The 15,034-nt window shown below is 68.6% G+C and carries 5 protein-coding genes; 3 read left to right on the top strand and 2 right to left on the bottom strand.

The genetic code is table 11. The annotated features are described in order from the left end of the window. Window positions 1–185: 185 nt before the first annotated feature. A complete protein-coding gene (locus HG549_RS16805) occupies window positions 186–1,574 on the bottom strand; it encodes a diaminobutyrate--2-oxoglutarate transaminase (RefSeq protein ID WP_170030669.1) in 1,389 nt (462 codons plus the stop codon). 25 nt (window positions 1,575–1,599) lie between these two features. Continuing rightward, a complete protein-coding gene (locus HG549_RS16810) occupies window positions 1,600–1,815 on the bottom strand; it encodes an MbtH family NRPS accessory protein (RefSeq protein WP_170030671.1) in 216 nt (71 codons plus the stop codon). Between the two features lie 198 nt (window positions 1,816–2,013). On the opposite strand from HG549_RS16810, the gene HG549_RS16815 reads away from it, so the two are divergent. Genes HG549_RS16815 through HG549_RS16825 form a run of 3 tightly spaced genes read left to right on the top strand, consistent with a single transcriptional unit; the run spans window position 2,014 to window position 15,034 of the window. Next, on the top strand, window positions 2,014–3,000 hold the full coding sequence (locus tag HG549_RS16815; protein WP_170030673.1) for a TauD/TfdA family dioxygenase: 987 nt from the start codon (window positions 2,014–2,016) through the stop codon (window positions 2,998–3,000). Next, window positions 2,997–11,921 (top strand): non-ribosomal peptide synthetase, encoded by an 8,925-nt coding sequence (locus HG549_RS16820; protein WP_170030675.1) that lies wholly within the window; start codon window positions 2,997–2,999, stop codon window positions 11,919–11,921. Before HG549_RS16815 ends, HG549_RS16820 begins: the two co-directional genes overlap by 4 nt. An 8-nt stretch (window positions 11,922–11,929) precedes the next feature. Further along, on the top strand, window positions 11,930–15,034 hold the full coding sequence (locus tag HG549_RS16825) for an amino acid adenylation domain-containing protein (RefSeq protein WP_170030677.1): 3,105 nt from the start codon (window positions 11,930–11,932) through the stop codon (window positions 15,032–15,034).

Raw genomic sequence — 15,034 nt, forward strand, 5'->3', positions numbered from 1 at the left:
CGTTGCCAAAAAGCATGATCTGAGTCTCCAGAAGTCCGCCAGTTTGTTGCCCGATGATAGCGACGACTCGAAGATGTACAAACCGGCCCAGGCAGCGAAACCTCCGATAAAGCTGTGGGATTTTGCTCTCCACAGGGTGCGCGCAAAGGTTGCGTACACCCCATGGGGCCACGCCACCCCGAATCTTATCGCCGCAGGCTGGCAGCCAAGGCGATCTCCAGCTTCTCGACCAGTGTATCGATCTCCTCACTACCGATGGTCAACGGCGGCAGGAAGCGCAGCACCGCGCCATGCCGCCCGCCCAGTTCGAGGATCACCCCTTCACGCAGGCAGCCCTGCTGCACGGCCTTCGCCAGCACGCCATCCCCGGCCGGCACCCGGCCTTGACCTGCGTCGGTAGAGACGATCTCCACCCCGACCATCAGCCCACGCCCACGTACATCGCCGATGCACGGGTAATCGCGTTGCAACTGGCGCAGCCGGGTCATCAGGTAGTCGCCCATGCGCTCGGCGTTGGCCACCACGCCCTCGTCGCGGATATACCGCAGGGTCGCGGTGCCGGCCGCCATGGCCAGCTGATTGCCGCGGAACGTGCCCGCATGCGCACCCGGCGTCCACACATCGAGCGCCTGCCGGTAGACCACCACTGCCAGCGGCAGGCCACCGCCGATGGCCTTGGACAGCACCAGTACGTCCGGCTCGATAGCGGCGTGCTCGAAGGCGAACATGCGCCCGGTGCGGCCGATGCCGCTCTGTACCTCGTCGATGATCAGCACCACGCCATGCTCACGGGTCAGCTTGCGCAGGCCCTGTAGCCAGCGCACCGGCGCCGGAATGACACCGCCCTCGCCCTGCACCACTTCCACCACCACCGCCGCCGGCAGCGGCACCCCGGACTCGGGGTCACTCAGCAGCTGGCCGATATAGCTCAGCCCTGCGTCGATACCGGCCTCGCCACCCAGGGCAAACGGGCAACGGTAGTCATAGGGGTACGGCAGCACCTGTACATCGGGCATCAGTGAGCCCGGCAGCTGCTTGGGCCCCAGGTTGCCCATGAGGCTGAGCGCGCCGTGGGTCATGCCGTGGTAGCCGCCGGAGAAGCAGAACACGCCTTTGCGCCCCGTGGCGATCTTCGCCAGCTTGATCGCCGCCTCGATCCCGTCGGCCCCGGTCGGCCCGCAGAACTGGATACGCGCCTCGGCAGCAAAGGCGGGTGGCAAGGCTGCGAACAAGGTCTCGACGAACAGGTCCTTGACCGGCGTGGTCAGGTCGAGGGTATGCAAGGGCACGCCGCTGTCCAGGGTCGCGCGCATCGCCGCCAGGGTGCACGGATGGTTGTGGCCAAGCGCCAACGTCCCTGCCCCCGCCAGGCAGTCCATGAACAGCTGCTCACGGGTGTCCTGTACGTAGAGACCCTGCGCTGCCTTCAGCGCAAGGGGGATACGCCGCGGGTAGGAGCGCGCGTTCGACTCGCGCGCCGCCTGGCGCTGCAGCAGCGGGTCAGCCTCGAACTGGCGCGGCGGTTGGCGGCGAAAATGCGCCAGGTTGTACGGTGCAAGCTGAATGTCTTCCATGGATCGCTCCCTCTGCGGCTGGCGCTCAGCGTTGCTCGGCGGTTTCAAGGGCCTGGCGCAGACTCAGCGGGCGCATGTCCGTCCAGTGCTGTTCGATCCAGGCCAGGCACTGCGCCTTGTCCCCCTGCTGGCCGACCGCACGCCAGCCCTCGGGCAGGGCCTTGTAATCCGGCCAGATGGAATACTGCTCCTCATGATTGACCACCACCACGTACCCGCACTCGGCCTTTTCCCAACTCATTGTCGACTCCTTGGACAAACGATTTCACAGAATCCCGGCTGCCCGCAGGAAGGCTGCAGTCGAGGCGCTCACAAACAACGTGAATGCTAATAAATTGCATTAACACTTACCATATCTTTCGTATATATTCCGCCGGGGCCCCGTGGGAGACCAGGGATGGCCTTTTGCTGTGACTACCACGATAAAAAGGAGCAACTCATGGGACGAGGTGTCGGGCCGGGCAATGGCCTGTCGGTGCAAGCACTTTTGCCAGACAGCGCCCTGCCGCTGCTGGTCGAGCCGGCACAACCCGGTGCGGGGAACTTCGCGGCGCTGCATGCGCTGGCCAACGACTGCCTGCACGAAAGCGGCGCCCTGCTGCTGCGGGGCTTCGGAGTGCTGGGCGAACAGGCGTTCCAGGCGCTGGTGCGCAGCTTCGGTCACCCGCTGCTCAATTACGAATTCGGCTCCACCCCGCGCAAGGCGATCGAACAAGGGGTGTATACCTCCACCGAATACCCCGCGCACCAGGTCATCCCGCTGCACAACGAGCAGTCCTACACCCTGCAGTGGCCGATGAAGATCTGGTTCCACTGCATACAGCCCAGCGCTGAAGGTGGCGAAACCCCGATCGCCGACAGCCGGCGCATCTTCCAGCAGCTCGACCCGGCCCTGCGCCAGCGCTTCGAAAGCAAACGCCTGATGTACGTACGCAACTACGGCAACGGTCTCGACCTGCCCTGGGAACAGGCCTTCAACAGCGCAGACCGCGCCGTGGCCGAGGCCTACTGCCGGGCCAACCAGATCGCCTTCGAGTGGAAGGACGACGGTGAACTGCGCACCCGCCAGGTCTGCCAGGCCAGCGCTCGCCACCCGGTCACGCAGGACTGGGTCTGGTTCAACCAGGCGCACCTGTTCCACGTGTCCAACCTGCCAGCTGCCGTGCGGGAAAGCCTGCTGGCGGTGGTCGACGACCCGCTCGACCTGCCGCGCAACGTCTATTACGGCGACGGCAGCGAACTGGAAGAAAGCGCGCTGGCGGAGATCCGCGGCGTGCTCGAGCAATGCACCGTGCGTTTCCCCTGGCAGCAGGGCGACGTGCTGATGCTCGACAACATGCTGGTGGCCCATGGCCGCGCCAGTTTCAAAGGGCCACGGCAAGTGATCGTGGCCATGGCCGAACCCGCCCAGGAGTGCCGCCCATGACCACTTCCCAGCCGTTGCGTGAGGCCAGCGCCGGCCAGCAGGCGCTGTGGCAGTACCATCAGCTCAACCCGGCCAGCCCGGCCTACAACATGGTCGCCGCACGCGAGCTGCGCGCCGACCTCGATCCGGCCACCCTGTGCCAGGCCTTCGCCCAGGTGGTCAGGCACTGCGAGACCCTGCACTGCGGCTACCGCGAGCAGGATGGCAAGTTGTGGATGTACCGCCCGGAGCACATCCAGGTAAACACCCGCATCGAGCGTATCGACGACCTGGACAGCGCCGGCGTCGCCGCCTGGATCGCGCAACACGCCGACCAGCCGTTCGACCTGGCTGCGGCGAACATCTGCCGGCTTGACCTGCTGCAAAGCCAGGGCCGCCTGTACCTGTGCATGGCGGCCCACCATATCAGCGGGGATTTCCTCAGCGTCGAATGGATGCTCAAGCTGACCTTCGCCGCCTACCATGCAGCGCTCAGCGGCGAGGCTCTGGTCCTGCCGCCGGCCGGCCTGTATTTCGACTGGCTGGACGAACAGCGCACGCTACTCGCCGAGGACAAGCTCGAGGCGGCAGCCAGCTACTGGCGCAACCAGCTCAGCGGCAGCCCGACGGCACTGGCGCTGCCCGCCGACCGACCACGCCCGCGCACGCCCGGCTTCGCCGGTGAAGAAATCGAGTACCTGCTCGCACCGGCCCTCAGCAGCCAGCTGCGCCAGCTCGCCGAGGCCCAGGGCGTCAGCCTGTACGTCGTGCTGGCCACGCTGTTCCAGATGTTCATGCACCGTTACACCGGCCAGGACGATTTCCTCATCGGCACGCCGACCATGGACCGGCACAGGGCGCGCTACAAGCAACTGATCGGTTTCACCCTCAACAGCCTGCCGCTGCGCGCCCGCTTCGCGCATGCCCCGAGCCTGGCCGAATGCCTGCGCGACACCGCCCAGCAAATGCGCGAGGGCCTGCGCCATCGCCGCTACCCGGCGGCGCGCCTGCAGCAGGAAGTCGGCGGCCCGCTGTTCCAGTGCATGATGACCTACATGCCCAGCCAGCGTGACGCCGCCTTCGCCGAGTACACGCTGCGCGAGCACCTGTTCACCCAGCGCGGCGCCGCCAACGAACTCAACCTGCGCTGGCAGGACGACGGCGTGCAACTGCTGGCGCAGTGGCGCTATCGCAGCGACCTGTTCGACGCCGCACGTATCGCCCGCCTGGCCGAGGATTTCGCCTGGTTCGCCGGCATCGCCCTGGCGCAGGTCGACACACCTGTTCACCAGTTGCCGGCGACGCCGCCGGCCAACGGCGCGCACCGCGCCGGGGCCGACCAGCCGCCCACCTTCGCCACGGCGCTGGCCGCCTTCGAGCACCAGGTGCAGACGCATGGCCAGCGCATTGCCCTGCGCGATGCCGACGGCAGCCTGAGCTACAGCGAACTGGACCAGGCCGCCAACGCCTTGGCCACACGCCTGGGCGAGGCCGGTGCCGCTGCCGGCCACATCGTCGCCATCGCCCTGCCGCGCAGCCGCGCGCTGATCACGGCGATGCTGGCCAGCTGGAAGCTCGGCGCCGCCTACCTGTGCCTGGACCCGGGCCTGCCCGCGCAGCGCCAGCGCCAGCTGCTCGACAACAGCGGCGCCAGCGTACTGATCGACCCCACGCATACCCTGCATGGCCTGGCCCCGGCGGTAAGCCAGGCGCACACCGCCGGCCACCCGCAGCAGCTGGCCTACCTGATCTACACCTCCGGCTCTACCGGTACGCCCAAGGCCGTGCGGGTGACCCAGGGTAACCTGGCGCACTATGCCCAAGCCGTACTCAAGCCGCTGGCCCTGAGCCCGCAAGCCAGCCTGACGGCACTGGCCAGCGTCGCCGCGGACCTGGGCTACACCGCCTGGTTCGGTGCGCTGCTCAGCGGCCGCACCCTGCAACTGATCAGCGACGAACTGGCCAGCGCCCCGGAAGAGCTCGCCCAGTACCTGGCAGCCAACCCGGTCGACTGCCTGAAGATCGTGCCCTCGCACCTGGCCGCCCTGCTCGCCGTGGCCGAGCCACACCGCCTGCTGCCGCGCCAGTGCCTGGTGCTCGGTGGCGAAGGCCTCGACCTGGCGCTGGTCCAGCGCCTGCAGCAGCTTGCCCCGAGCTGCCGCATCGTCAACCACTACGGCCCCACCGAAACCACCGTTGGCTGCCTGACCCACGCCGTGCAGGACGAAGCCCCGAGCCTTTCCGGTTTCGCCCCGGTCGGCCTGCCGCTGGACAACGTGCAGGTGCATGTGCTCGATGCGCACCTCACGCCACTGCCGCTGGGCAGCATCGGTGAGTTGTACATCGGTGGCGCCGGGGTCGCCGACGGCTACCTCGGCCAACCCGGCCTGACCGCCCGGCAGTTCGTGCCCGACCCGTTCGCCGGCAATGGCCAGCGCCTGTACCGCAGCGGCGACCGCGTGCGCATGTTGGCCAGCGGCGCCATCGAGTTCCTGGGGCGGATCGACGACCAGGTCAAGATCCGCGGCTTCCGGGTCGAGCCGGGCGAGGTCGAAGCCTGCCTGCGCGCCTGCAGCGGTGTGCGCGAAGCAGCCGTGCTGGCGCGCGCCCTGGCTGAAGGCGAAGCGCCACGGCTGGTTGCCTACCTGGTGGCTGAACCCGCGCTGGACCGGGCGCAGTTGCGCCAGCAACTGGCCGAGCGCCTGCCCGAACCACTGCTACCGAGCGTTTATGTCGAACTCGAGCAACTGCCGCGCCTGGGCAACGGCAAGGTCGACCGGCACAACCTGCCCCTGCCGGCGCCCGAGCCAGCCCCTGCGCAGGCGCACAGTGCCCCGCGCGACCCAGTCGAGGCGCTGCTGCTGACACTCTGGTGCGAGGTGCTGGGCAAACCGGCGCTGTCGATCCATGACGACTTCTTCGCCCTGGGCGGCGACTCGATCATGGCCCTGCAAGTGATCGCCAAGGCGCGCAAGCAACAGCTCAAGTTCAGCCCCCGGCATTTCTTTGCCCACCCCACCATTGCCCGCCTCGCAGCCACCCTGGATTCGCCGCTCAAAGCCCTGGAAGCCCAGTTGCTGGGGGTCTGGCGCGACGTGCTGGAGCGCCCCGAACTCACTCGCCAGGACGACTTCTTCAGCGCCGGCGGCGACTCGATCATCGCCCTGCAGGTGATTGCCAAGGCGCGCAAGCTGGGCTTGAAGTTCAGCCCCAAAGAGCTGTTCGCCCAGCCGCGGGTCGACGCCCTGGCCCTGCTCCTCGCCCAGCGCCAAGCAGCCCAACCCACAGCTGTGGCAACGCCCTCGCTACCACCAGCCACCCTCTCGGTATCGCTGAGCGTCGAACAGCGGCAACCGCTGCAAGCGCTGCTCGGTACCCCGCTGGAGGACGCCTACCCGCTGTCGCCGCTGCAAAAAGGCCTGCTGTTCCACACCCTGCTGGAAGGTGCCAGCGGGGTCTACGTCAACCAGCTGCAGGCCGAGCTGCAAGGCCCGTTGGACGCCGAGCGCTACCTCGCTGCCTGGCATGCCACCTTCGCCGCCCATCCGCTGATGCGCACGGCAATCCTCTGGCAAGGCCTGGACGAGCCAGTGCAAGGCGTGTGCAGTGGTCTCACCCTGCCGGTGCAGCGCCTGGACTGGAGCGCGCTGGACCCGAGCCAACGCCAGCAGGCCCTGGACGCCTACTGCCAGGCCGACCGAGCCCAAGGCTTCGACCCTCAGCGCCCACCGCTGCAACGGTTGGCCCTGATCCACCTCGACACGCAGCACAGCTGGCTGATCTGGAGCCGTCATCACCTGATTGCCGACGGCTGGAGCTCGGTGCTGCTGATGGAGGAAATCCTCGCCCGCTACAACGGCCTTGCCGTACCGTCGCGCCCACCTTACCGCGACTACATCGCCTGGCTCGCCGCGCAACCGCACCAGCACAGCCAGCAGTACTGGCAGCAACACCTGGCGCAGTTCGAAGGCGTCGGCACGCTGCCGGCGCTGAACCCGGCCGACCCCGAGCACAAACCGCGCTACCACAGCCGCAGCCTGCGCCTGAGCGAAGCCCACAGCAGCCGCCTGAACGCCCTCGGCAAAGCCTGCCGAGTCACCCTCAACACCCTCATGCAAGCTGCCTGGGGCCTGTTGCTGGCCCGCGCCAACAACCACACCGAGGTGATGTTCGGCGTCACCAGCAGTGGCCGCCCGGATGCCTTGGCCGATGCTGGGCAGATGCTCGGTGTGTTCATCAATACCCTGCCGCTGCGCCTGCGCATCGACCCCGGCATGGCCCTCGGCGACTACCTGCAGCAGGTGCAAGCCACCAGCGTGGCCATGCGCGAACACGAGCAGACACCGCTGGCGCAGATCCTCCAGCAGCACCCGCGCGGTGCCGGGCTGTTCGACACCCTGCTGGTATTCCAGAACCTGCCGGCGCTCAGCGAGCGTCAGTTGCAGGCTGGCGAGCTGACCTTCAAGGTCCTCGACAACCTCGAACAGACCAGTTACGGCCTGACCGTCGAAGTGCTGCCCGGGCGCTGCCTGGAGGTGCTGTTCAGCGCCGATGCCCAGCGCTTTCCCGCTGCCGCGCTGGCGCGCCTGAGCGACGACTTGCTGAACCTGCTGCAGATGCTGGACAGCCCACCGGACACCCGCCTGGAACAACTCACCACACTCAGCCCGGACCAGTATCGGCGCCTGCTCGACTGGGGCCGCCACCCGGCGGACTACGACCTTGAGCAAAGTTGGGAAGCACGGGTGGCAGCCCAGGTCGCTGCGCACCCCGAACGCATCGTCGCGCGCTGCGCCGAGCAAACGCTCACCTATGCCGAACTATGGCAGCAGTCCGAGCACCTGGCGCGGGGCCTGCAAGCCCTGGGCGCCCAGCCCGACCAGCCGGTGGCCTTGTTGGCCGAGCGCGGCATCGAATGGTTCTGCCTGATGGTTGCGACCCTGCGTGCCGGTTGTGGCTGGTTGCCGCTGGAGCCCTCGCAGCCGCCGGCGCGCTGGCAGCAGGTGCTGGCGCGTCTGGAGCAGCCGCTGGTGGTTTGCAGCCAGGCCTGTGCCGAGCCTTTGGCCAGCGTCTACCAGGGCCGCCGTGCGTTGCCGTCGGAGCTGCTGCAGCTGAGCACCAGCGGCCGGCTGCCGCAGCAGCCGGCACGCCCGCAACAGTTGGCCTACGTGCTGTTCACCTCTGGCTCCACCGGCCAGCCCAAAGGGGTGATGGTGCCGCGCGCCGGCATGCTCAACAACATGCTGGCCAAGGTGCAGCCGTTGGGCCTGAACGCCGACGACGTGATCGCCCAGACGGCCCCGGCGTGCTTCGACATCTCGGTCTGGCAAACCCTCACCGCGCCGCTGTTCGGCGCCTGTGTCGAGATCATCGGCGATGCGCTGGTGCGCGATCCGCAGGCCCTGCTGGCGCTGCTGCGCGAGCGCCGCGTGAGCCTGTTCGAACCGGTACCGGCACTGCTCCAGGCGATGCTCGAAAACCTCGACGGCCAGCCAGCGGCGCTGCCGCATCTGCGCTGGGTCATACCGACCGGCGAAGCACTGCCGGTCGCCACCGCGCAATTGTGGTTCCGCCACTACCCGCACATCCCGCTGATGAATGCCTATGGCCCGGCCGAATGCTCCGATGACGTGGCCTTCCAGCCGCTGTACCAGGCCCCGGGGCCAGACGCCAGCGTGGCCATCGGCCGGCCCACCGCCAATGCCGAGCTGTATGTACTGGGCCATGACCTGCAACCGGTCGCCGCCGGGGTGGTCGGTGAGCTGGCGATTGGCGGCATCGGGGTCAGCCGCGGTTACCTGGCCGACCCGGCGCGCACCGCCGCCAGCTTCATCCCCAACCCGTTCGGCACGCCGGGCAGCCGCCTGTACCTCAGTGGCGACCTGGCCCGCTGGGACGCTGACGGCGTGCTGCAGTACCTCGGGCGCAAGGATTTCCAGCTCAAGTTGCGCGGGTTCCGCATCGAGCCTGGCGAGATCGAGGCGCACCTGGAGCGCCACCCCGACGTCCTGCGGGCCATGGTCAGCCTGCAAACACTCGGCGGCAGCGACCTGCTGGTGGGCTACTGGCAAGGCCGCAGCGGCCATCGGCTGAACGACGCCCAGCTGGCCCAGCATGTGCGCGACAGCCTGCCGGCGTACATGGTGCCGTCGCTGTGGGTGGCGATGGACAGCTGGCCGACCAACGCCAACGGCAAGGTCGACCGCAAGGCCCTGCCGCTGCCAACCTTGCAGCACGCCGAGGTCGAGCCCCTGGTCAGCGCCAACGAGCAATTGCTCGGCGAGCTGTGGGCCGCGCTGCTGCCCGCGCAACCGCTGGGGCGCAACAGCCACTTCTTCGAAGCCGGCGGGCATTCGCTGCTGGCCACCCGCCTGATCGCCCGCCTGCGCCAGCGCTGCGCCGTGGAACTGCCGCTGCGCAGCGTGTTCGAGGCGCCGCTGTTGTGGCAACTGGCCGAGCGCCTCGACGCCCTGGCCGCCGCGCCTGCGGCGGGCACGGCGCGCCCGGCGCTGCTGCCGGTGCCGCGCCAGGCGCACATGCCGGTGTCGCTGAGCCAGCAGCGGCTGTGGCTGGTCGACCGCCTGCACGGCCCCTCGGCGTCCTACAACATGGCCGCCAGCCTGAGCTTGAACGGGCAACTGGACCTGGCGGCGCTGCGTGCCACCTTCAATGCCCTGCTCGCCCGCCATGAAGTGCTGCGCAGCGCCTACCACGACATCGACGGCGAACCGGTCATGCGCATCGCCGAGCAGCTTGAGCTGGAGGTCAACCTGCGCGACCTCAGCTCGATGGATGACGCCCAGCGCCAGCAAGTGGCCGAACAGGAAAGCCTGGACAACCTGCGCCTGCCGTTCGACCTGCGCCAGGCACCGCTGATCCGGGCGCGGCTGCTCAAGCTTGGCGAGCACCAGCACCTGCTGTTGCTGGCACTGCACCATATGGTCGCCGACGGCTGGTCGGTGGGCGTGCTGGTCAACGAGTTCAGCCAGCTCTACGCAAGCCTGCGCGCAGGGCAACCGGCGGCGCTGCCCGCACTGCCCGTGCAATACGCCGACTACGCGGCCTGGCAGCACCAATACCTGCAGGGCGCAGTACTGCAGCGCGAGGTCAGCTTCTGGCAGCAGCAGCTGCAAGGTGCGCCCCAGGTGCTGGCCCTGCCCTGCGACTGGCCACGCCCGGCCCAGGCCGACGCCCGCGGCGCCGCCAGGGCGCTGGAGATCCCCGCGCCGCTGCTGGCGCGCCTCGAGGCCCTGGCCCTGGCCGAAGGCGTGAGCCTGTACATGCTGCTGCTGGCCAGCTTCGAGCTGCTGTTGCACAGCATCACCGGTGCCGACGACCTGTTGCTGGGTACCGACGTGGCTGGCCGCGAGCACGCCCACCTCGATGGCCTGATCGGCTTCTTCGTCAACGTCCTGCCGCTGCGCTCGCGGCGCCTGGCTGGCGAGACGTTGCGCGAGTTCCTCGGCCGCACCCGCGACACCTGCCTGCAGGCCCTGGAACACCAGGCGCTGCCGTTCGACCGCATCGTCGAGGCGTTGCAAGTACCGCGCGAGCGCAGTCGCAACCCGCTGGTGCAGGCGCTGTTCGTGCTGCAGAACACGCCGTCGGGCGATTTCTCCATCCCTGGCCTGGAGGTGCGCATGCAACCTGCGGCCGAGCGCACCAGCAAGTTCGACATGGCGCTGTTCCTCGAACGCCACGGCGACGTCATGCGCGGCGACTGGGTATACGCCCGCGCCCTGTTCAAGGGCGAGCGCATCGACGCGCTGATCGGCGCCTGGCTGAACCTGCTGCAGCAAGTGGTGGAGCAGCCGCACGCCGCCCTTGCCCATTTCACCGTCACGCTGCCCCTCGTGGAGACCCCGGCCTTGGCAAAACCCGCCCCCTCGTCCAGCAAGCTCGACAAGCTGAAAAAACTCCCGGCCCGGGCCTCTGCACCGCGGCCATTGATTCGTACCTCACCGCTGCAAGCGGGCCGCACTTTCCCGCTGGTGATCGAACCGCTGGCCGCCGACCTCGACCCGGTGGGCTGGGCGCAAAGCTCGCGCGACCTGATCGACACCCTGCTGTGCCAGCACGGTGGCCTGTTGTTCCGCGGCTTCGCCCTGGACGACGCAAAAGCCTTCGAAGCCTTTGCCGAAGCCATTCACCCCGGCCTGTTCGGCGGTTATGGCGACCTGCCGAAAAAGGAAGGCGGGCGCAACATCTACCGCTCCACGCCCTACCCGGAGCGGGAAATGATCCTGTTCCACAACGAGAGTTCGCACCTGCCCCGCGCGCCGCGCAAGCAGTGGTTCTACTGCGAACAACCGTCGCCGGTCGGCGGTGCCACGCCGATCGTCGACTGCCGCGAGCTGTACCGGCAACTGCCGGCCGAACTGGCCGCGGCCTTCGAGCGCAAGGGGCTGCTGTATGTGCGCACCTTCACCGAACGGCTGGACGTCAACTGGCGGGCGTTCTTCAAGACCGACAGCCGCGACGAAGTCGAGGCCCTGTGCCGGGCCAGCGATACCGAATTCCGCTGGCTGGCCAATGACGAGCTGCAAACCCGCACCCGCTGCCCGGCGGTGATCCGTCACCCGCTCAGCGGCGAACGCAGCTTCTTCAACCAGCTGCAGCTGCACCACAGCTTCTGCCTGGACGCCCAGGTGCGCGAAGACCTGCTGAAGATGGTCGGCGCCGAACGCATGCCGCGCCAGGTGTACTTCGGCGACGGCAGCCCGATCGACGACGCCAGCATGGCCCTGATCGGCCGCCTCTACGAAGCCTGCGCGGTGCGCTTCGACTGGCAGCGCGGCGATGTGGTGATGCTCGACAACCTGATTGCCGCCCACGCCCGCGACCCGTACGAAGGCCCACGCAAGATCGCCGTCGCCATGGGCGACATGCATGAACCGGCCCGGCTGGCCGCCCGCCACAACGCAACGGAACTGCAGGACTAAAGCACACGATGAACGACGCCATGGAATTGAACCACGACCTGCCACTGAGCGCCGAACAGGCCCTGGCCGTACAGCTCGGCCGCGCGCCCCTGCACCTGGGGCTGAACCTTGCCGGGCCGCTGCAGGCAAGCCGCCTGCACGAAGCCTTGCTGCAGGTTATCCAGCGCCACACCAGCCTGCGCGTGGCCTTGCGCCCTTCGACGCTGTACCGCAGCCTGCGCCAGAGCACGGTCCCGGCCAGCCTCGACTGGCACCTGCTGGGTACTGCGCAGCACGCCGAGGCCCAGGCCCTGGCCGCCCAGCCACAGGCCGTCGAGCAAGGCTGCCTGGTGCGCGCCATCCTGCGTCCGCAGGGTGCCGACCAGTGGCGCCTTGACCTGTATGTCGCCGCCTGTGCCGCCGACCGGCTGAGCCTGCAGAACCTGCTGGGCGAACTGGCAGCGCTGTACGCCCAGCCCGACGCGGCCCTGGAGGAGCCGTTCCAGTACAGCCAGTACGTAGAATGGCGCAACGACCTCGACGCCGACGAAGAAGCCCCTGCCGGGCGCGCCTACTGGGCCGGCCTGGGCCTGGAGGGGCTGGCGCCGGTGCGCCTGGGCGGCCTGCGCGAGCCCGCTGCGCAGGCGCCAGGCAACGCTGTTCAACAAGCCCTGTCCGAGGCCCTGCAAGCGCAGCTGGAACACCTGGCGCAACGCAGCGAGCAAAGCGTGGGCAGCGTGCTGCAGGCGGCCTGGTGGGCGTTGCTGGCGCGCATTGGCGGTGACGCCAGGTTCATCGGCGGCTGGCAACAGGACTGCCGCTTCGAGTACGACGCCCTGGCCAACGGCATCGGCGCCTACGAAAAAATCCTGCCGCTGGCCTTGGCACCGCAGCTCGATCAGCCCTTCGGCACCTGGCTGCAGCAACTGGCCGAACAGCTCGACGGCCACGCCCAGCAGCAGGAGTACTGGCACGTCAACGACCCTGCGCACACCCTGCAGCGCACGGTCGGCTTCACCTTGGTGCGCGACACCGCACCCTTCGCCAGCGGCGGCCTGCACTGGTCGGTCGATGCCCTGCCCGGCGCCGATGTGGGCTTCGCCCTGGCACTGCAAGCCACCCTCGACGCGCAGGAGCGGGTACTGGCCCTGAGCGTGCAGTCGCCTACCGCGCATTACGCCGAGGCCGATTTGCGCTGCCTGCTGGAGCAATACCTGCACCTGCTGCAGGCACTGGTCGAACAACCATCCCAGCGTGCCCTTCTCGAACTGCCGCTGAGCCCGCCGGCGCACCAGGCCTTGCAGCAACGCCTGCGCGGCCCGCAGCGCGACTTCGGTAGCCGCCCGCTGATCGCGCGCCTGGCCCACTGGGCACAGCGTACCCCGGATGCAGCGGCGTTGCAGGACGGCGCGCTCAGCCTGACCTACGGCCAGTTGCATGGCCAGGTCGAACACCTGGCAGCCGTGCTGCAGGCGCGCGGCATCGGTCGCGGTGCGGCCGTCGCCCTGCTGCTGCCGCGCTCGGCGCAACTGCTGCTGGCGCTGCTCGCGGTCATGCGCGCGGGCGCCGCCTATGTGCCGCTGGACCCAACCTGGCCAGCGGCACGCCAGCAGCGGATCCTGGCCGACGCCCAGCCGCAGCTGGTGATCGGCGGCGCGCAGGGCATCGCCCTCGGCGAATTGCTCGAAGCCCCTGCTGGTGCGCTAGCCAGCAGCGACATCGCCCTGGATGATGCCGCCTACCTGCTGTACACCTCCGGCACCAGCGGCGAGCCCAAGGGCGTAGTGATCGAACATGGCCAACTGCTCAACTACACCGCCGCGGTCAGCGAGGCGCTGAGCCTGGGGCAATGCAAGCGCTTCGCCTTGATCTCCTCGGTGGCCGCCGACCTGGGCAATACCACCCTGTATGCCGCGCTGTGGACCGGCGCTTGCCTGGTGCTGGCGGACGACCACGCCAGCCGGGATGCCAACGCCTTCGCCCGCTTCCTCGAAGACGGGCAGATCGACTGCCTGAAAATCGTGCCGTCGCACCTGGCAGCGCTGCTCGACGGCCAGCCAGCCATCGCCCTGCCCCAGGTGCTGGTGCTCGGCGGCGAGGCCTGCCCTGCGGCCTTGCGTCAGCGCATCGGCCAACTGGCCGCGGCCAGCCGCGTACACAACCATTACGGCCCCACCGAAACCACGGTCGGCGTCCTCTACAGCCTCGACCAGACGCCTGACCCACGCAGCCCGCTGCCGCTGGAACAGGCCTTGGCCAACACCTGGGTGCGCCTGCTGCAAGCTTCCCCGACCGGCCTGCAACCAGCGCCGATCGGCGCCTTGGGCGAGCTGTACATTGGCGGGGCGCAGGTCTGCCGCGGCTACCTGAACCGGGCCTCCGACGCCTTCATCGACGACCCGCTGCAACCCGGCCAGCGCCTGTACCGCAGCGGCGACCTGGCGCGCCTTGCGGCCAACGGCCAGTTGCACCTGGCCGGGCGCGTCGACCAGCAGATCAAGATTCGCGGTTTCCGCGTCGAGCCCGGCGAGCTGGAAGCTGCGCTGCTGGCCCTGGAGGGGGTCAGCCAGGCCGTGGTGCAGTACCGCGACGGCAAGTTGCTGGCGCATGCCGTCAGCCAGCGTGACAGCGCCGCGTTGCTGGCCGAGCTGCGCGGTCGCCTGCCGGACTACCTGATACCGGCGCAACTGCTGTGCCTGGCCGAACTACCGCGCCTGGCCAACGGCAAGGTCGATTTCACCGCGCTGCCAAGTAGCGACAGCACGGCCAGCGAACAGCTCGTGGTGCCACCGCGCGATGCCCTGGAGGCGTTGCTGGTCGACCTGTACCAGGAATTGCTCGAACGCCCACAGGTGAGCATCAACGACAGCCTGTTCGACCTGGGTGGCCATTCGCTGATCGTCATCAAGCTATGCACCCGCCTGCGCAACCTGCTGCAACTGGAGGTGGCGCCGGCGCTGGTGTTCGACCACCCGAGCGTGGCGGCGCTGGGCGCAGCGCTGCGCGCCGGCGAAAGCCGGCCCGGCCAATTACTGAAGATCGCCGAGCTGCGCCGCCAGCTCGCGGCGCTGTCACCCGAAGAGCGTGCCGCCCTGCAGGCCCGCGCCCAGTCCGCCACTGTGCCACGGAGCTGA

The sequence above is a fragment of the Pseudomonas sp. SK genome (assembly GCF_012975065.1).
In the GTDB taxonomy this organism is placed as follows: Bacteria; Pseudomonadota; Gammaproteobacteria; order Pseudomonadales; family Pseudomonadaceae; genus Aquipseudomonas; species Aquipseudomonas anuradhapurensis.